This window comes from Rodentibacter sp. Ppn85, from assembly GCF_001999335.1.
Taxonomy (GTDB): domain Bacteria; phylum Pseudomonadota; class Gammaproteobacteria; order Enterobacterales; family Pasteurellaceae; genus Rodentibacter.
The window spans coordinates 1-19,043 of the sequence record NZ_MLHS01000050.1 but is presented as its reverse complement, the minus strand read 5'-3'; the positions used below and the strand labels follow the sequence as shown (position 1 = coordinate 19,043).

Below are 19,043 nucleotides of genomic sequence, written 5' to 3'. Positions count from 1 at the left end.
CTAAAAAAATAAAGTGCGGTCGATTTTTACAATGAAATCGACCGCACTTTTGTTAGACGGATTAAGGTTTGTAAATAAATTCTATACCTTCGTCATCTTCTTCTGTCCAATCATCATCCCAATCGTCATCATCTTCTAATTGATGCTCTGCCAATTGTTCTTGATGATAATCTTCCCATTTAAATTTTACCTCTTCCGGTGCGAGCTGCGGTTCTTCCATTTCTCGCGGATGAGCTTCAATAAAATCCATAATATCACGACATAGTGAAGAAACATTCTTACCTGTTGCCGCTGAGATTAAGTAATACTCTCCATCCCATCCCAAACGTTCGACAATGTCTTTAGCACACTCGTGAGCCTCTTCATCAGTCATCGTATCAATTTTATTGAACACTAGCCAACGCGGTTTCTCAGCTAATTTTTCACTGTATTGGAACAATTCAGATTCGATAATAGCGACATTATCCGCCGGATCAGAACCGTCAATCGGACGAAGATCCACAAGGTGAATAAGCACTCGACAGCGTTCCAAGTGTTTTAGGAAACGAATCCCTAAGCCTGCGCCTTCTGCCGCTCCCTCAATCAATCCCGGAATATCGGCGACGACAAAGCTACGGGCTTCATCCATTTTTACCACACCAAGACTTGGTACCAACGTTGTAAACGGATAATCCGCCACTTTAGGTTTTGCCGCCGATACAGCTCGAATAAAGGTCGACTTGCCCGCATTAGGTAAACCCAGCATCCCCACATCGGCAAGTAACATAAGTTCTAGTAGTAGATCACGCTTTTCCCCCGGCGTTCCCATTGTTTTTTGACGGGGCGCGCGATTAACGGAAGATTTAAAACGGGTATTTCCCAAACCATGATATCCCCCTTTTGCCACCAACATTTTTTGACCATGTTTGGTTAAATCACCTAAGGTTTCTTTTGTATCATTATCAATGGCACGGGTTCCTACGGGTACAAGTAAAATAATATCTTTACCGCGTCGACCGGTACAATCGGAACTGCGACCATTTTCGCCACGTTCCGCAGCAAAACGCTTGTTAAAGCGGTAATCAATTAACGTATTAAGGTTTTCATCGGCAACCAGATAGACATCACCGCCATCACCGCCATCACCGCCATCCGGCCCCCCTTTGGGAATAAATTTCTCACGACGAAAACTGACACAGCCGTTTCCACCGTCTCCTGCTTCCACTCGAATTAGGGATTCATCAATAAACTTCATTAAAATTCTCCAAAATTTGACCGCACTTTTATATTATTTCGCATTGCGCGGTGATAGTAATTTATGTCCGATTGCAGATAAAATTGCTCCACATACTACAACAAATGCCCCGATATAGCTAATGCTATTTAATTCGGGTGCGGCAAAATACTCCGGACTAATAATATGGCTAACATGAGAAAATAAAATCGTGAAAAGCGGTACTAACATCACAACAACACTAACTTTCGAAACATCCCAGCGATTCAACGCCTCGGCATAAGAACCATAACCGATTAATGTATTGAGACAGCAATAAATAAAACAAATTAGCATAAAAGGAGTTAAGTCTTGTACCTGCGAAAACTCAGCCATAGGCGTAAACACAATCACGCAGCCAAAATACATCATTAATAAAATTTGTTGCGAATCAAATTTACGTAGCATTAACTTTTGTGCCATCCCGTATGCAACCCATATTAGCGAAGCTGTAACACTTAAAATAACGCCAATTGAATACTGATTAAGTTCGATAAAAATATTAAGACGATCATTAAAAAACAATCCTAGACCAATTAATAAAAGTAAGATTCCGATTTTTTGGTGTAAACCCAGCTTTTCCTTAAAAATAATCACACTACTGATTAACATCCCAAAAGAGGATAGATGAATGAAAATTTGTGCAACTGAGGGGTCAATATAATTTAACGAATGGCTAAAGAGCAGAAAATTACCGGCTAGTCCAAGTACACCGATGATTGCAAGCCAGGCATATCGTCCAATTTTCCTAAATTCGGGCAATTTCTTTTTATAAGCCAGCAAAATAAAGAGAACAATCGCAGCAACAACAAAACGATACCACACAATGGTTTGCGCATTCATTGCCGATAATACTTGTTTCAATGCGATAGGTAATGATCCCCAAGCCATTGCAGTAATCAATGCAAAAGTAAAGCCTAATAACGGTTGTCGTTTCATAATTACTCGCTTTGTTAGAAATTAAAAAGACAAAAACGCCCTACAAAAATTTTGCAGGGCGTTTCAATCAAATAAGTTTTAAATTATTCAGTAATAATACTTACATATTTACGGCTTTTTTCGCCTTTTACTTCAAATTTAACTTTACCATCTGCAGTTGCAAATAAGGTGTGGTCTCTTCCCATACCCACATTGCTACCGGCATGGAATTTAGTACCACGTTGACGAACGATAATGCTGCCTGCTAATACAGATTCACCACCAAAACGTTTAACACCAAGGCGTTTAGCTTCAGAATCGCGGCCGTTACGAGTTGAACCACCAGCTTTTTTAGTTGCCATCTATTTGATCTCCTCTGAAATTATGCTTGAATCCCAGTGATTTTCACTTCAGTGAACCACTGGCGATGACCTTGTTGTTTACGGCTGTGTTTGCGACGACGGAATTTAACGATTTTCACTTTCTCGCCACGACCTTGTGCAACGACTTCAGCCACTACTTTTGCACCCGCAACCATCGGTGCACCAATTTTAACATCTTCACCGTTAACGACCATCAACACTGAATCGAACTCAACTGTTGCGCCAGTTGCAAGTTCAAGTTTTTCTAAACGAACAACCTGACCTTCGCTCACACGGTGTTGTTTACCGCCACTTTGGAAAACTGCGTACATAAATACTCCGCTTAATTGTGTTTTTCTGCCCTTGGCAGCCCACACTTCAAAATTCATATAAATAGGTCGCAGATTCTATGAGAAAAACGATCTCATAGCAAGAATTTATTTACAATAAAATAAAAAAATTCCCTTTTTCTAACGGATTAATTTTAGAAAAAATAAAAACTCAGGTAAAATATAGCGCACTTTCATTTGGGAACAAGCGTAAAAGATGAAAAAACAAGATTTAATGGATATGCGCGCCATTCAACAATTAGCTGAGCCTGATATGCAAAAAGTCAATCAGAATATTCTTGCTCAACTTGATTCCGACGTTGCACTGGTTAACCAGCTCGGCTTTTACATCGTTCAAGCCGGAGGAAAAAGGATCCGACCGTTGATCGCTGTGCTTGCCGCACGATCTTTAGGTTTCCAAGGAGATAACGCTATTACTTGCGCCACTTTCGTGGAATTTATCCATACCGCTTCGTTATTGCACGATGATGTCGTTGACGAATCGGATATGCGCCGCGGTCGCGCTACCGCAAATGCCGAGTTCGGAAATGCCGCAAGCGTGTTGGTCGGCGATTTTATTTATACGCGAGCATTCCAACTTGTTGCCCAATTGGAATCCTTAAAAATTCTTCGGATCATGGCTGATGCCACCAATGTCCTTGCTGAAGGTGAGGTGCAACAATTAATGAACGTGAACGATCCTCAGACCAGTGAAGCCAATTATATGCGTGTGATCTACAGCAAAACCGCACGTTTATTTGAAGTTGCAGGACAAACTGCCGCAATTGTTGCAAATGCAACGGAAAGCCAAGAAAAAGCCTTACAAGATTATGGACGCTATCTTGGTACGGCATTTCAGCTTGTTGATGATGTGTTAGATTACAGTGCAAGCACACAAGATTTAGGTAAAAACATCGGTGATGATTTAATGGAAGGAAAACCGACTCTACCTTTGTTACACGCCATGCGTCACGGCAGCACCGAACAGTCTGCGTTGATTCGTGAAGCAATTGAACAGGGCGGTAAACGTGAGTACATAAATGAAATATTGGCGATTATGGCGGAACACAAATCACTGGATTATGCAATGGAACGGGCAAAGCAAGAAGCACAAAAAGCCGTTGATGCGATTTCAATTCTGCCGGAAAACCAATACACACAAGCATTAATATCCTTGGCATATTTATCCGTAAATAGAACTTACTAACGATTGAAGTACTTTATCCCTTTTCTACTTTTGAATGATCACTTTATGAATAACGTGAAAACACAAAATACGACTAATTTTCAACCGAGAACACCGAGAAAGAAGGCTCGCACAGATCCTAATGCCCCTTTTGTTCGCGAAAAGTTAGAATTACCGAACGGACACCATAAACTTCTTCTTCACTCTTGTTGCGCCCCCTGTTCCGGTGAAGTGATGGAAGCGATTCTTGCTTCTGGTATTGAATTTACGATTTATTTTTACAACCCGAATATTCATCCGTTAAAAGAATATTTAATCCGCAAAGAAGAAAACATTCGTTTTGCCAAAAAATTCGCTATTCCGTTTATTGATGCGGATTATGATCGCCAAAATTGGTTTGACCGTGCTAAAGGTATGGAATGGGAACCGGAGCGTGGTATTCGCTGTACCATGTGTTTTGATATGCGTTTTGAAAAAGCGGCTGAATATGCACACAAACATGGTTTTCCTGTTTTTACCAGTTGTCTTGGTATCTCCCGTTGGAAAGATATGAACCAAATTAATGGTTGTGGTCACCGTGCGGCTGAAAAATACGATGATGTGATTTACTGGGACTACAACTGGCGCAAAGAAGGCGGCTCACAACGAATGATCGAAATCAGTAAACGTGAACGTTTCTATCAACAAGAATATTGTGGTTGTGTCTATTCGTTACGCGATAGCAATAAATGGCGTGAAGAAACAGGACGTCAAAAAATTGAAATAGGAAAACTGTATTATTCTCCGGATTAAAACACGGGAAAAACTAACCGCACTTCTTCCCAAAATCGCGGTTGGTCTATCAATAGTTTTTATTGAAAATAAACGAAGGAAAAAATGGAAGAGAACCAATTAGAAAAATTACCGACATTTGTCATTAACATACTTAAATATGTATTAAGTACGGCGCTTATCGCACTTTCTATTGTTTTGATCATTGCCTTAGCCAAAATCACTTATTCTCTTGCCTTAATGGTGATAAATCCTTCCACCGTTGTGCCTTATGCTTTAGCAGAGGAAGCCGTAATGTTTTTCTTGTATTTCGGTTTTATCGGCTTAATTGTTCAATATTTTAAAAGCGGCTATCATTTTCCATTACGTTATTTCATTTATGCCGGAATAACGGCGATGCTCCGATTAATAATCGTGAGCCATGAAAATGCAATAGATACTCTTCTATTCGCCGGTGCAATTTTGATTATGGTGCTCGCACTCTGTTTAGTGCTTTATTCCAATAAATTAAAAAATTTCTAGAAATGAAAAACACGACAAACATAGTGTGTTTCAGTTTGATAGGATGGCTAATATAAAAAAAACAAGGCGATTAACCTTGCTTTAATAATTTGGTGGAGATAATCGGGATCGAACCGACGACCTCTTGAATGCCATTCAAGCGCTCTCCCAACTGAGCTATATCCCCAAAAGATGGCGGTATCTTAAATTTTACCGCTATCGCTGTCAACATGAAATTATCTCGAAAAAATCAGACGATTAAATATTAAGCATTTTGAGATTTAATAAAATCAATCGCACGCTGAATACGAGCAATCACACGTTCGCGACCTATTCCCACCAAAGTCACATCCATTGATGGCGATTGCCCTGAACCTGTCACCGCAACACGTAACGGCATACCGACTTTCCCCATTCCGACCTCAAGCTCGGCTGCTGTTTGCTCAATCGCTGCATGAGTCGAATATAAATCCCAAGCAGGAAGTGCGGTCAATTTTTCTTTTACTTTTTCAAGTGCTTCAACGGCTCCCGCTTTGAAATGTTTTTTCGCTGCCGCTTCATCAAAAGTCTCAAACTCTTCAAAGAAATAACGACTGGCAAGTGCCATTTCCCGTAGCGTTTTACAACGATCTGCTAACATTTTGACGATTTCCGCTAAAACAGGCCCATTGGTCGTATCAATGCCAAGATCTTGATATTGCCATTCGAGATGTTTTGCCACATATTCCGCTGGTAACTCACGAATATAATGATGGTTTAACCATAAAAGTTTATCGGTATTAAATGCGCTGGCAGACTTACTCACATGATCCAATTCAAAATATTTGATCATCTCTTCGCGACTAAAAATCTCTTGATCGCCATGTCCCCAGCCTAAACGCACAAGATAGTTGACCAATGCTTCCGGTAAATAACCTTCATCACGATATTGCATCACACTTACTGCGCCATGACGTTTAGAAAGTTTTTGTCCGTCATCACCATTGATCATAGAAACGTGGGCATACACCGGAATCGGTGCTCCAAGGGCTTTTAAGATGTTAATTTGACGTGGTGTGTTATTAATATGATCCTCACCGCGTACCACATGGGTTATTCCCATATCCCAATCATCTACCACCACACAGAAGTTATAGGTCGGCGAACCATCAGTACGGCGAATAATTAAGTCATCTAATTCACTGTTGCTGATTTCAATACGACCACGTACCGCATCATCAAATATGACTGAACCTTCCGTTGGATTTTTAAAGCGTACAACATGAGGATCATCAGGTGAATGGCTGTGATCATGCAAGCAATGACGATCATAACGCGGTTTTTCTTTATTTTTCTCTTGATTATGACGCAAAGCTTCCAGACGTTCTTTAGAACAATAGCAACGATAAGCCAAACCTTGCTCAAGCATTTCATCAATTACTTGGTTATAACGATCAAAACGTTTGGTTTGATAATAAGGACCGTGTTCCCATGCAAGATTAAGCCATTCCATTCCTTCTAAAATAGCCGCCGTTGCTTCCGGTGTTGAGCGTTCTAAATCCGTATCTTCAATACGTAATACAAACTCACCTTGATTGTGTTTTGCAAATAACCAAGAATAGAGCGCCGTACGTGCGCCGCCTACATGTAAATAGCCCGTTGGGCTTGGGGCAAAACGTGTGCGTACTTTTACATTTGGATCTAAATCAAAAGGAGCGTCTAATTTCATTTTATAACCTATATTCAATAAAAAATTACTCGCTATTCTACTACGACTAAACACAGTTCTAAATAAAAAAGCCATTTTTATGTTTATTTTTACAACAATTAAGTTAAATTTTATAAAAAATGATTGACTGAAAATGCATTATCCCTATAATGCCAATCCACAACATTAAGGGCGATTAGCTCAGTTGGGAGAGCACCTCCCTTACAAGGAGGGGGTCACTGGTTCGAGACCGGTATCGCCCACCACTTCTAAAGTGTCTTAATGTTGTAGAGTTTGACCAAGCGGGCGATTAGCTCAGTTGGGAGAGCACCTCCCTTACAAGGAGGGGGTCACTGGTTCGAGACCGGTATCGCCCACCACTTAGTTTAGATTAAGTATTCTTTCCGCTCAAACTTTCCCTTTTATTTAAACGCTATCTTAGTGGGCGATTAGCTCAGTTGGGAGAGCACCTCCCTTACAAGGAGGGGGTCACTGGTTCGAGACCGGTATCGCCCACCACTTAGCTAAGTGTTTAAATAAACCGAAATATAAGACTTAGGTCTTAATATTGTCGGGCGATTAGCTCAGTTGGGAGAGCACCTCCCTTACAAGGAGGGGGTCACTGGTTCGAGACCGGTATCGCCCACCAATTTACTTGTTTAAGTACTTTTTCTTATTTTTACATCATCTAACAAGGCAAAGAACGATTACAAACTTTTCATTTATAACCGTTCTGTTATCAAAAGATTGTTTAAATCGGTTCTAATCCCAGTACTTTACGTCCATTAATACTTGCAATATCTACCATCGCATCTAAATGCGGAAAACGGCAACCTGCCGCAAGCAAACTTAATTCTTGCCATAAATCACCTTCACAAAGCGGCACCATATAATCACAAATATTATCCGTTCCCAGTGCAACGGTAATACCTTCCGGGATCATTTCATCTGCAGGGGTTAATGCATTATGAAACGGCATAAGATCTTCTTTACGGTTACTATCAATCCATGCCATTGGGCAGGCAATCATCATCATTTTTGCCTTACGCATTTTTTCGTAGAGTTTATAACGATATTCTTTTGAATGAGATCCAATTGAAATACCGTGAATCCCCACGACTCGCCCTTCCATCCCATGTTCGATAGTTTTATCGCAAAGTTGTTCGGTTTCTTTTTCACTTGGATTATTAAACTGATCCACATGCACATGGCACATAATACCGAGCGATTTGGCTTTATCGAGCAAAATATCCATCGCTTCAAGGCCACACCCGTAATCTAATTCATCACGGTAAGGCAAGCCGCCAATCATATCGACCATTTCCGAACCAATGTCAAACCATTTCCGTGCCGTCGGTTCAATAACGCCTTTTAAGGTTTGATTCGCAAATTTAAGAATAATATCGTGTTTATAAACTTCACGGGCTTTATGAGCGGCGATAATCGCACGATCCTCACAAATCGGATCAATATCAACAAAGGTACCAAATGCCGTCACGCCTTGAGAAATCATTAATTCAATAGATTGACAAAAACGTGCGTAATAATCATCAACACTGGAAGTACGTTTTACTTCATCTACCAAATCCCACTTTTGTTGTAAATTACTGCTATGATAAATCCCGATTTTTTCCGGAGTCATAGTAAAAGCACGATCGGCATGGGCATGAGCATTTACCCAACCACCTTTTTTAATGATTTCATCACGAATATAAGTTTTAAAACTACGAACATGGCTTTTCATACAAACTCCATAAAAAGAATGAGGACAAAAAGACGAGAAGCGTATTAATTGAAAGGCACGACAAACGTGGCGAGAAGCATTGTAATAATGTTATGAAAAACTCACGGATTTTCATTAATAACATCTTTTCAGTCTTAAGCTGAGGCGAAAGTATAAAGGGTTAAACCTCAAAAAGCTATTCATTTTTATCATAAAACAGGATGAAAATGCTGTTATCACTTATTTATCAAAAAATGAATTTTCCCGCTTAAACATTTCTAAGAACAAACCTAAAGGCGGGCGTTCAGAGGATTGTTCTTGATAAGTGCGGTCAAATTTTTTGTAGTTTCCTTTGCGATCGATATGATATTGCGTGCCATCGGGCTGAACCAACACATTCCAACGATAATTGGAAACAAGCACCCAATCGTCACCGTTTCGTTCAAACAAATTATGCCCTTGCGAATAATCATTGAAAGGATTCTGAACGTTAAACACATTTTTCATCAATGCAGGCAACAAATCCGTATGGCTTGTCAACCCTTTTTCTATTCCCGCCGGTAAGTCTTTCCAATAGACTAATAACGGAACTTGAATCTGATCACGCCCAAAATAATTCGCCAGATCTTTTTTATTTAACGCATTGAAAGTTAAACCGTATTCCGAGGTTACAACGACCAATGTATTTTCTAATGGAACATTCATTAATGCTTGCTCAATCAATTTATCCATCTGCATTAAGCGCTGCCCGTACTCCGAGACATTGCTAATGTTTAAATCAAGATCAAGATAAGCAAACCAAGGATTATCCGCTTTTCTTGCGGCGATAAATTCATTGAAATTTTTGACCGCACTTTCGTTCCCGAATTTGCCTTTTGCCAACTTCATACCGCGGAATAGCGCCTGGCGGAATAAACTCTCTTTAAAATGCGTTGCTGAAAATAAACCGAATTGATATTTTTCCGCTTGTAATTTTTCAACCAATACAGACGGGGTATGGTTACTTAAAATGCTATCCGTATAGCTCGCGTTCAAACCATAAAACAGCCCCACTAAGCCGGTACTTTTCGTATTACCGCTACTGTAATGATTGGTGAATTGTGTCGAAGTAGTTGCAAACTCCGCTAATTTAGGCATTGTTTTAGGAGAAACAGAATCATAACGTAATCCAGAAACTGTAATGAGCAAAATATTCGGTTTCTGTTCCATTGGGGTAAAAGCCAAAGAATGTTTCGGATAATCAATTTTTAGTGCATCCAGTCGCCCCTCCTGCGCTAATGTTTGCGTATATTGCTCACCATCCAATAGCCCGTGTTTTTCTAAAAACGAGCGTGCTGTCATTGGGTAAGAAAGTGGAAAATTAGCGCGTTGCATTGTGATTGGGCGATACAAATAAGCATCCGCCCAAGCATAAATAAGATGAGTAGCGACAAAAGCTGAAGTGAAGAAAATTCCCACCGCCTTCAGCCATTTTTGGCGTTCCAAACTGCGAAGTTTTTCCCAGCTCCAACGGGAAAACAGCATTTGTACTAAGAGAATAATCGGCATTGGTGCAAAAAATATTTGCCAATCCCGTGATATTTCACCATTTTCCGGATTCACCAACAAATTCCATACAACTGACGATAAATGCAAATTGAAACGATGGAATACTTCCGTATCGAATAATAACAAAGTTATGCAAATAGTGGACAAAATCACCGTTAACCCACGAAAAGTGCGGTCATTTTTAACAACAAAACTTAACGGGAATATCACCAATAAATAAATAGCAAAAACACTAAAACTAAAATGCCCAAGCAAACTAACAAAAAAGTAAAGTTTGCCGCCAAGAGTGTCCGGCCAATCAATTAGGAAAGCGTAACGCGCACTGATTAATATGGCGATAATGATATTAAAAAAAGCAAACCAATGCCCCCACGAGATTTTTCGTGAGGTCTCATCACGGTACTGTTTTCCGCTAAACATGCCTTTTTTGAATCGAATCATACTAAAGCGTTTTTACTGCATTAATTAAAGAATTGGAAAAGGCTTGTGCTAAGGCTTCCCGTTGTGTTTGAGGCACACTGGTTATGAGTAAATTACTTGTCATATTACCAAGTGCAATCAGGGATAAATCCACCGGAGCCTTATGTTTTTCGAGTACGGCAATCATATCATTTACAATTGCGCTCAACTGTGCATCAGAATATTTAGAATGTTGCGCCATTTTATTAAAAATAAAAGAAAGAAATTGCTTTATCATACCCGATTATTTTACAGATCATAAATAATTTCTTTTTTCTTGCAGAAATACAGAAAAAGTGCGGTTATAATTTGCCACGTTTTTGAAAGAGGGAAATAAAATGAGCATTACAGTGAATCAAATCGTGCTACATCAACTTATCAAGCAAACTGACGGTGAAAATACGAAAATGGAAAGTACTCTTCGGGAGGAGCTCCTACCCATTACGCCGGAAGTAGAACAAATGATGTTACTGTTACACCAAGCTTATCAGAATAAAGCTAAAGCCTTCGGTATCTTCCAAGAAAATTCGGTATTCGCACAGCATTTGAATCGTTTATTGGAACAAGAAATCGAATTTTTGGGCTTTAGTCAATATGCAACCAAACTTCTCGCTAATGAATTAAGCAAATACAGTTTTGCCGACAGCGGCACGCTTATTCTATGCCACTACAATTTTTTAGCGACAGACTATTTATTTATCGCTATGCTCGACAACCGGCACAGTATGCTGGTGGACGAACACTTAGATATTCGACGCACAGAATATCTCGATATTACACAATTTGATATTGCAGCCAGAGTGAACCTAACGGATTTACAAATTAACGCTAACTCCAATCGTTATTTAACTTTCATTAAGGGACGGGTTGGACGAAAAATCAGTGACTTTTTTATGGATTTCTTAGGTGCAGAAGAAGGGTTGAACCCACAGGTGCAAAATCAATGCCTCTTGCAGGCAGTCAGTGATTATTGTGAACAGGGTGAGCTTAATAAAGAACAAACCCAAGCGGTAAAAAAACAAGTTTTTGACTATTGCAAAGGGCAACTTGCCACAGGGGAGGAAATTGAATTAGCGGAACTTTCCGCTAACATCCCTACTCTAAGCGAGCACCCCTTTGTTTCCTTTGTAGAAAATCAAGATTATGGTTTAGAGGAAAGTATTCCGCCGGTACGTTCCGCGTTAAAATCCCTGACAAAATTCTCCGGTTCAGGTAAGGGAATTACATTAAGTTTTGATGCGGATTTACTCAATACGCGGATTCATTGGGATTCAATGAACGATGAGCTTGTTATCAAAGGGTTGCCGCCAAACTTGAAAGATCAGCTACAAAAAGCCTTAAAATCAAAGAATTAGTTTGGCAAGAGAGTTAACTTTGGGTATTATTTGAAAAAATTGTGAATACAGGTAAAGAAAATGCAATTCAAAACTCTTTTTGGTGCAACGGTATTGGCTCTTAGCCTTTCTGCTTGTTCTACTGTTGAAAAAGTCGTTTATCGTATTGATGTGCCACAAGGCAACTATTTAGAAGCAGCAAGCGTAGCACAAGTTAAACAGGGTATGACAGTTCAACAAGTACAATACCTACTCGGAACGCCTGTCTTAATTGATCCTTACAGCAATTTAACTTGGTATTATGTGTTTTTACAACAACGAGCCTACCAAGCCCCGGAACAACATACTTTTACCGTAAAATTTGATCAACTCGGTGTTGTGACTGAAACAAATCTGGACAAACCATTACCTAAAGTTACGTCACAAAATGAAAACAACACGATTATTGAACGTAACGCTGACACCAATAAAAAATTTTGGTGGAAATTCTGGTAATTTCCTTTTGTTTTACTAAACAATAAGTCATACCAAAAGGTTTAATAATGTCAAAGATTTTATTAGTTGATGATGATACCGAATTAACCGATTTGCTTGCGGAAGTTCTTTCTTTATCGGGTTTTGATATTGATGTTGCTAATAACGGGCAAGAGGCATTAGATAAGCTCAACCAGGATTATTCACTAATCTTGTTAGACGTCATGATGCCTGTATTAAACGGTATCGAAACGCTTAAACGTATCCGACAACAGTCTAATGTTCCCGTAATGATGCTAACCGCCCGTGGAGAAGAAATTGATCGCGTATTAGGATTAGAATTGGGCGCAGACGACTATTTACCAAAACCTTTCAACGATCGCGAATTGATTGCCCGTATTAAAGCAATTTTACGTAGAAGTACAAGATCCGAAGATTTAGAAAACATAAAAAACAAATCGGAAGAAAACAGTTGGACTCATTTCCGTGAGCTAAAACTCCATTCAGGTCATCAACAGGTACTCTATAAAACGCAAGATCTTCTCCTTACTGCATCGGAATTTGCATTACTTGAAGCTCTGATTCGCTCCCAAGGAAAACCCATTACCCGTGAGGAATTAAGTATGAGTGTATTGGGGAAACCTCTTGCACCGTTTGATCGTTCGATTGATATGCATATGTCAAATCTACGCAAAAAATTACCCTCTAGAGAAGACGGATTGCCATGGTTCAGGACTTTACGTGGACGCGGTTATCTTTTAATTAGTAAATAGCTTCTATGCCGAATCGAAAAAAGTTTAGCTTAAATTATCTAACTATCCGTACCTTTACGGCTTTTTGGCTCGCATTTTTTACTATGATGGTATTGTTACTCCTATTACCCTATTTGGATAACCGCTTTTACTCAAATCTTAAAGAATATGAAATTGCTAATTATCAAAAAAAATTGGTAGAATCTATTCGTAATCACAAAATTACGTCACTTCTTTCTGAAGTTCCCTTACTTCCTATTGATCGATTTAGTGAAACCCGCCCGGTTATTTACAATCCCCTGCGCAAAGAATTTTTTGGTGCATTTAGTGAAGAAAAAACCTTTATAGAGTGCTTTGCCGAAACGGCAAATAATTTCTCTCACCCTATGAGAAAAAACTTTGCGGATATTCAGATTGCCGGTCCTTTTCAAGTGTACGTAGATAGCTTTGACGAACCCTTATCACTTTTCTTTATTTCTCATGCCAGTCCTTCTCAGGAAATTATTCGTTACATGATCGATAACCCATTAGTATTATTAATATTAACCTTATTGACTACCACACCATTACTATGGTGGTTTACCTATACCATCGTAAAACCTATCTATCGTCTACAAAAAGCAGCGAACAATGTAGCATTAGGAAACTTTAAAATTGATCCTCAATTAAGCAAAAACGGGCCGTGGGAATTGCGTCAGGTCGGTCAAAGTTTTAACCGAATGGCTGCTGCGATTAATAGTTTAATCTCAAATCAACAAAATCTGTTATCTTCCATTTCTCATGAAATGAAAACGCCATTGACCCGTCTCCAACTTGCCGTAGCACTTATCCGTCATCAAACCGGTAGTAATAGTACTATTCAACGAATAGAGAAAGAAATTACGCGTATGGATAAAATGATTAATGATCTACTACTTCTCTCTCGACAACAGATGAATACACAAACGAAAAGCTCTATCTTTCCGGCTGAACAAGTTTGGCGTAATGTCGTACAAGACGCAATGTTTGAAGCCAAACAAAACCATATTGAATTTGAACAATGCTTTCAATTACCAGATTTCGAGCCATTTTTGAACGGAAATCCGGAGTTATTACAAAGTGCGGTAGAAAATATTGTTAGAAATGCCCTGAAATATACTAAGAGTAAAATCAAACTCAATATTTTTATTCAAGAAGAAAACCTTAAGATCCGAATTGATGACAACGGTTTTGGAGTCCCCCCTGACGAATTTGAAAAAATTTTCCAACCGTTTTATCGTGTTGATGAAGCCCGCTCTCAATCAACCGGCGGTACAGGATTAGGCTTAACTATAGTTTTAAATATTATTAAAGAACACCAAGGTAAGGTATGGGCTGAAAAAAGTGAGCTAGGGGGACTTGCCGTTACTATTGAACTACCGCTTTGGTTGAATAAGTAATAGTAAAAAAATAAAGCGGATAATTCCGCCTTATTTTATTGTTTGATCTTTAATCGTTTTAATCTTAATGCATTCATTAATACAGAAATGGAACTTAATGCCATCGCCGCCCCTGCAATGACTGGGCTTAAATAGCCCAATGCGGCAAGAGGAATCCCAAGAATATTATAAACCAATGCGAAAAAGAGATTTTGTTTGATATTTTTTAATGTAGCTTGCGCAATAAAAATCCCATCGGCAAGCTGGTTTATTGATTGACGCATTAGCGTCGCAGAAGCCGCTTGCTCTGCCACATCAGAACCTGATTTCATCGCAAAACTCACATTTGCCCTCACCAATGCCGCAGCATCATTAATGCCATCGCCAACCATTGCAACAACACGCCCTTTTTGTTGTAAGGCTTGGACTTTTGCCGCTTTATCACGAGGAGCGAGTTTGCCGAATGCGGTCGTAATATTAAGCTGTTGTGCAATATAATCCACAACAGATTGGCGATCACCGCTCATAATAATCACGTCAATATTATTTTGCCGTAATCGTTCAATTGCTCGTTTACTTTCTTCGCGTAATGTGTCGGTTAAGGCAAACGCCCCGGCGATTTCATTATTAATAGAAACTGCCACAATACTTGCAATATCCCATACACCATCAAGTTGACTAGGTAAATAAAAACCACAAAACTCAGGTGTACCCACTTTAATAAAACCAATCCCCTCAATCTCTGCCGAAACACCCTCGCCCACTTCTGTTTTTACAGAAAGTGCGGTCGGTATTGCCAATTTTTTTTCTAACGCTGAACGCACTATTGCCTTTGCGATAGGATGTGTCACATGTTGCTCTACAGCGGCAGCAACACGATACAAATCTTCTTCGGAAATGACCGCACTTTCAGGTTGCCACACTGCCGCGACAGTAAGTTTACCGCTAGTTAATGTGCCTGTTTTATCTAACACAACAGTATTCACATAGGCAGTTTCTTCCATTGCTGCCGCATCTTTAAACCAAATACCGGTATTCACTGCTTTTCCCATTCCCGCCATAATAGCGGCCGGTGTAGCAAGACCTAAGGCACAGGGACATGCGATCACTAACACTGCGACCGAATGAATAATAGCCGTACCAATATCCGCGGTGCGCCACCAAGTCAACCCGAGCGTTACCGTCGCAATAATGAGAACAGCAGGGACAAAAACACCGGCAACTTTATCTGCAAAACGGGCAATCGGTGCTTTTGTGCCTTGCGCTTCAGAAAGCGCTTTCATCATATCGCCAAGCAAGGTTTGAGAACCAAGTTGATTGGCACGATAAGTTAAACTGCCTTCAGTCACCATTGAACCCGCCAATACCATACTTTGAGCTTGCTTCATTTCAGGCATGGATTCACCGGTTAAATGGCTTTCATCACACCACCCTGAGCCAGCTTCAACAACGCCATCAGCAGCAATACGCTCCCCATGATTGGCACGTAATACATCGCCTATTTTCACTTGATCAAGGGGAATAGCTTGCCATGTTTTACCATTCCAAACATTCACTTGTTTCGGGGTAAGTTGTAATAATAACTCTAGACTGTTTAAGCTATGTTTTTTAGTTCGATCTTCTAAAAACTTGCCAAGAGTAACAAAGCCAATCACCATAACGGCTGCTTCAAAATAAATATGATGTAGTGCATCATGCCCTTGTGCGGTGTGATAAAACAACATATAAGAGGAATACAAATAAATAGTTAGTGTACCGCTACTAACAAGAACATCCATATTTGCTAACCCGCCACGGATACTCCCAATCGCACCTCGATAAAACGGAATAGCGAGACCAAATTGCACAATAGTTGCCAGTGTAAATTGCCACATTGGAGGCAACATTAAACGATGATTGCCTATTAACATTCCAATCATTCCAATTAAAAAAGGAATGTTAATTAACAATAATAACCAAAGTCGCCAATGAATTTTTCTGTGCTCTTGCAGAGCAGGTTGCTGAGCGGTTTTTAAAATCCCTTTAAACCCAGTTTTCTGAAGAATATTGAGAATATCCTCCGTAGTTGCCTGTGTCGAATCAAATACTACTTGTGCTTCTTCCACTGCAAAATTCACATTTGCCTGCTCCACAAAATTTTTTTTGTTGAGAACCTTTTCAATTCTGCTGGCACAAGATTGACAAGTCATCCCCTCAATTTGCAGGACAATTTTTTTACTCTGTTGCGTCAAACCCGGCCTCCTCTATAACTTCAATTAACCGGGTGACAGAAACTTTACTCTCATCAAATTGAATATCTGCATAACCTTCAAGAGCAACATCCACTTGCTCTACGCCGTCCAATTCTTTCAATACGCTCGTTACACTTTTTATACAGCCACCACAATGCATTCCTGTTACGGTTAAATGAACATTTTTCATTATTTTCTCCTTGTTTTATATTGAATAAAAAATTAATGTTAGCTACTATAAACCTTAACTTAAGGTAAAGGTCAAGGTGTTTTTCTATGAATATCAGTGAAGCCGCAAAATTAAGCGGTCTTAGCGCAAAACAAATTCGGGATTATGAGAAATTAGGTTTAATTAAACCGGCACAACGAAGCTTGTCCGGCTATCGTCATTATGAAGAAAAAGATATTGAGCGATTACATTTTATTCGTCATTCAAGAGACGTGGGGTTTTCTTTACAACAAATCAGGCAATTACTCGCCCTTCAAGATAACCCAGCCCGTAGCAGCAGTGAAGTAAAAGCATTAACGGCAAAACATATCACGACATTAAAGCAACAAATTAAACAATTAGAAGAAATGGTAGGCAAACTACAACATTGGTACAATATATGCCAAGGCAATGATTGCCCCGAATGTTCAATTTTGGACGGATTAAAAGAGGCAAATTAATAATCCCAACTTTCAGGATCGATGCCTAATTGACGCATAATTTCTTTTGCTTGTTCCGGAATTTCATCATGCCGCTCTTTTATTAAATCAGCATCTGTCGGCAACGGTTGACCGGTAAAAGCATGCAAAAAAGCCTCACAAAGCAACTCACTATTGGTAGCGTGGCGTAGACTTTTTAATTGGCGGCGGGTACGTTCATTGGTTAAAATTTCCAACACCTTAATGGGAATTGACACTGTAATTTTTTTAACCTGCTCGCTTTTCTTTCCGTGTTCCGCATAAGGGCTAATATACTTGCCATTCCAATCTGCCATAAATACCTTACAATCAATAAGAAAATTAAAACTAAATTATGTGTGGCTATTCTAATGAAAAAAGAACCAAATAACAATCTAGACGGCTAAATGACCGCACTTTTGCTACGATATAATCCATTCAAGGTTAATTTTATCCGGCATGATTTCATTGACTGTTTTATCAAAAAATAAAATATGCGTCGGAGAGTGGGTCATCGGTCTCCAGTGAGCAAAATTTTCTTCGTCATTAGGATAGAAACCAATAATTGATTTATTAAAGCCGGAGGCAATATGTATAGTTGAAGTATCAACAGAAATTAACTGCTGACAATATTTAATTAATTCAATTGTATGAAATATTTCTGTTGTAGGATAAACAAAAACATTATCAAACGTTTTCACCAGATTGATCAATTTCTCATTTATATCAGGATAACTTAATAATACAAACTTTTTATCAGGGAAATTATCAGTTAACCTGTGTAAATGCGCTATGATATTTTTATCATGCATTTTTCTTACTGTAGAATTTCCAAAAAAATTTATCGCAATATAATTTTGTAGATGGTTTTCTTTCAAAAACTTAGAAATAGCGGTTGCAGCCTGTTGATTAAAAGGTACATCATATTGTAACTCAATATTTTTGAGTCCTATTTTGTCTAATGCGCTAGCATAAACCTGAGAAAAGTGTTGACCGCTATAAGGAATATTTTGATTAAATAACTTGTAGCCTTCTTTTTGATAACCAATATTTACTTTTGCGTTAATTAAACGTAGTAACAAAAGATCCCTATTTCTCAAAAATATAGTCGGATCGATGATCAGATCATAATTTTCTTTGCGTAACATTAAACCACAACGTATATAATCTTTAATACTTCTTTTTTTCACTAAATAAAGTTGATCAATATATTCATTTTGTGAAAATAAATATTGGTTTTCCAATGTACAAACAAGCCCAATTTTCAAATTAGGGTTCCATTTTTTTAACTCTCGGAAAACAAAAGAACTCACTACATAGTCACCAATTCGACCATCTTGACGAAGAAATAAAATTTTATTTAATGCATACCGAGAGCTATCAAAACGGTTATTTTTATCAATTAAAAAATTTCCAATTAATATCCTTATTTTTTGCAATAACTTCTTTATAT

At 38.9% G+C, this 19,043-nt stretch carries 20 protein-coding genes and 5 tRNA genes; 12 read left to right on the top strand and 13 right to left on the bottom strand.

Annotation, left to right across the window (positions count from 1 at the left end):
• Positions 1-61 precede the first annotated feature (61 nt).
• The 4 genes from cgtA to rplU all read right to left on the bottom strand — a co-directional run bounded on the left by cgtA (position 62) and on the right by rplU (position 2,864).
• Positions 62-1,234: an Obg family GTPase CgtA gene (gene cgtA, locus BKL51_RS08910; protein ID WP_077466343.1), complete on the bottom strand. Its 1,173-nt coding sequence runs from the start codon at positions 1,232-1,234 to the stop codon at positions 62-64.
• A 33-nt stretch (positions 1,235-1,267) separates the two neighbouring features.
• On the bottom strand, positions 1,268-2,191 hold the full coding sequence (locus BKL51_RS08905) for a DMT family transporter (protein ID WP_077466342.1): 924 nt from the start codon (positions 2,189-2,191) through the stop codon (positions 1,268-1,270).
• An 83-nt stretch (positions 2,192-2,274) separates the two neighbouring features.
• The gene (rpmA, locus tag BKL51_RS08900; protein WP_077466341.1) at positions 2,275-2,532 is read right to left on the bottom strand and encodes a 50S ribosomal protein L27; all 258 of its coding nucleotides are present in this window, start codon (positions 2,530-2,532) and stop codon (positions 2,275-2,277) included.
• 20 nt (positions 2,533-2,552) lie between these two features.
• A complete protein-coding gene (gene rplU, locus BKL51_RS08895; protein WP_077466352.1) occupies positions 2,553-2,864 on the bottom strand; it encodes a 50S ribosomal protein L21 in 312 nt (103 codons plus the stop codon).
• Between the two features lie 214 nt (positions 2,865-3,078).
• Here rplU and ispB point away from each other — a divergent pair, with 214 nt between their 5' ends.
• The 3 genes from ispB (at position 3,079) to psiE (ending at position 5,340) form a co-directional block, all read left to right on the top strand.
• Positions 3,079-4,068 (top strand): octaprenyl diphosphate synthase, encoded by a 990-nt coding sequence (ispB, locus tag BKL51_RS08890; RefSeq protein WP_077466340.1) that lies wholly within the window; start codon positions 3,079-3,081, stop codon positions 4,066-4,068.
• Positions 4,069-4,113: 45 nt separating this feature from the next.
• Positions 4,114-4,839, top strand: a complete 726-nt coding sequence (locus BKL51_RS08885) for an epoxyqueuosine reductase QueH (RefSeq protein WP_077466339.1) — start codon at positions 4,114-4,116, stop codon at positions 4,837-4,839.
• Between the two features lie 84 nt (positions 4,840-4,923).
• Positions 4,924-5,340, top strand: a complete 417-nt coding sequence (gene psiE / locus BKL51_RS08880; protein ID WP_077466338.1) for a phosphate-starvation-inducible protein PsiE — start codon at positions 4,924-4,926, stop codon at positions 5,338-5,340.
• A gap of 90 nt (positions 5,341-5,430) precedes the next feature.
• Here psiE and BKL51_RS08875 read toward each other — a convergent pair.
• Positions 5,431-5,506, bottom strand: a tRNA-Ala gene (locus BKL51_RS08875).
• Between the two features lie 78 nt (positions 5,507-5,584).
• Complete coding sequence (gene gltX / locus BKL51_RS08870) at positions 5,585-7,027, bottom strand: glutamate--tRNA ligase (RefSeq protein ID WP_077466337.1); 1,443 nt, start codon at positions 7,025-7,027, stop codon at positions 5,585-5,587.
• Between the two features lie 169 nt (positions 7,028-7,196).
• On the opposite strand from gltX, the gene BKL51_RS08865 reads away from it, so the two are divergent.
• The 4 genes from BKL51_RS08865 (at position 7,197) to BKL51_RS08850 (ending at position 7,655) form a co-directional block, all read left to right on the top strand.
• Positions 7,197-7,272, top strand: a tRNA-Val gene (locus BKL51_RS08865).
• A 38-nt stretch (positions 7,273-7,310) separates the two neighbouring features.
• Positions 7,311-7,386: transfer RNA gene (locus BKL51_RS08860), tRNA-Val, on the top strand.
• 63 nt (positions 7,387-7,449) lie between these two features.
• Positions 7,450-7,525 (top strand) — tRNA-Val (locus BKL51_RS08855).
• Positions 7,526-7,579: 54 nt separating this feature from the next.
• Positions 7,580-7,655: transfer RNA gene (locus BKL51_RS08850), tRNA-Val, on the top strand.
• A 102-nt stretch (positions 7,656-7,757) separates the two neighbouring features.
• On the opposite strand, the gene BKL51_RS08845 is transcribed toward BKL51_RS08850, so the two are convergent.
• The 3 genes from BKL51_RS08845 to BKL51_RS08835 form a co-directional block, all read right to left on the bottom strand.
• A complete protein-coding gene (locus BKL51_RS08845) occupies positions 7,758-8,750 on the bottom strand; it encodes an amidohydrolase family protein (protein ID WP_077466336.1) in 993 nt (330 codons plus the stop codon).
• Between the two features lie 219 nt (positions 8,751-8,969).
• Positions 8,970-10,718, bottom strand: a complete 1,749-nt coding sequence (locus tag BKL51_RS08840; RefSeq protein WP_077466335.1) for a DUF3413 domain-containing protein — start codon at positions 10,716-10,718, stop codon at positions 8,970-8,972.
• A 1-nt stretch (position 10,719) separates the two neighbouring features.
• A complete protein-coding gene (locus BKL51_RS08835) occupies positions 10,720-10,938 on the bottom strand; it encodes a YejL family protein (RefSeq protein ID WP_077466351.1) in 219 nt (72 codons plus the stop codon).
• Between the two features lie 136 nt (positions 10,939-11,074).
• Here BKL51_RS08835 and yejK point away from each other — a divergent pair, with 136 nt between their 5' ends.
• The 4 genes from yejK to cpxA are packed head-to-tail and all read left to right on the top strand — an operon-like array spanning position 11,075 to position 14,714.
• Positions 11,075-12,091, top strand: a complete 1,017-nt coding sequence (gene yejK, locus BKL51_RS08830) for a nucleoid-associated protein YejK (protein WP_077466334.1) — start codon at positions 11,075-11,077, stop codon at positions 12,089-12,091.
• Positions 12,092-12,151: 60 nt separating this feature from the next.
• Positions 12,152-12,565: an outer membrane protein assembly factor BamE gene (gene bamE / locus BKL51_RS08825; protein ID WP_077466333.1), complete on the top strand. Its 414-nt coding sequence runs from the start codon at positions 12,152-12,154 to the stop codon at positions 12,563-12,565.
• 47 nt (positions 12,566-12,612) lie between these two features.
• Positions 12,613-13,317 carry a response regulator gene (locus BKL51_RS08820; RefSeq protein ID WP_077466332.1) on the top strand — a complete coding sequence of 235 codons (705 nt, stop codon included), beginning with the start codon at positions 12,613-12,615 and terminating at the stop codon, positions 13,315-13,317.
• 5 nt (positions 13,318-13,322) lie between these two features.
• Entirely contained in the window at positions 13,323-14,714 is a 1,392-nt protein-coding gene (cpxA, locus tag BKL51_RS08815) for an envelope stress sensor histidine kinase CpxA (protein WP_077466331.1), read from the top strand.
• Between the two features lie 35 nt (positions 14,715-14,749).
• Here the strand turns inward: cpxA and BKL51_RS08810 are convergent, their stop codons facing one another.
• Together BKL51_RS08810 and BKL51_RS08805 are read right to left on the bottom strand one after the other, a co-directional pair.
• A complete protein-coding gene (locus BKL51_RS08810; RefSeq protein ID WP_255372291.1) occupies positions 14,750-16,924 on the bottom strand; it encodes a cation-translocating P-type ATPase in 2,175 nt (724 codons plus the stop codon).
• The gene (locus BKL51_RS08805) at positions 16,908-17,114 is read right to left on the bottom strand and encodes a heavy-metal-associated domain-containing protein (protein ID WP_077466330.1); all 207 of its coding nucleotides are present in this window, start codon (positions 17,112-17,114) and stop codon (positions 16,908-16,910) included. Before BKL51_RS08805 ends, BKL51_RS08810 begins: the two co-directional genes overlap by 17 nt.
• Before the next feature lie 86 nt (positions 17,115-17,200).
• Between BKL51_RS08805 and cueR the strand changes: the two genes are divergently transcribed.
• Positions 17,201-17,593: a Cu(I)-responsive transcriptional regulator gene (gene cueR, locus BKL51_RS08800; protein WP_077466329.1), complete on the top strand. Its 393-nt coding sequence runs from the start codon at positions 17,201-17,203 to the stop codon at positions 17,591-17,593.
• Here cueR and metJ read toward each other — a convergent pair.
• Both metJ and BKL51_RS08790 read right to left on the bottom strand, forming a co-directional pair.
• On the bottom strand, positions 17,590-17,907 hold the full coding sequence (gene metJ, locus BKL51_RS08795; RefSeq protein WP_077466328.1) for a met regulon transcriptional regulator MetJ: 318 nt from the start codon (positions 17,905-17,907) through the stop codon (positions 17,590-17,592). The two genes, cueR and metJ, sit on opposite strands and share 4 nt — an antisense overlap.
• 105 nt (positions 17,908-18,012) lie before the next feature.
• Complete coding sequence (locus tag BKL51_RS08790) at positions 18,013-19,041, bottom strand: glycosyltransferase family 9 protein (RefSeq protein ID WP_077466327.1); 1,029 nt, start codon at positions 19,039-19,041, stop codon at positions 18,013-18,015.
• Positions 19,042-19,043: the final 2 nt, after the last annotated feature.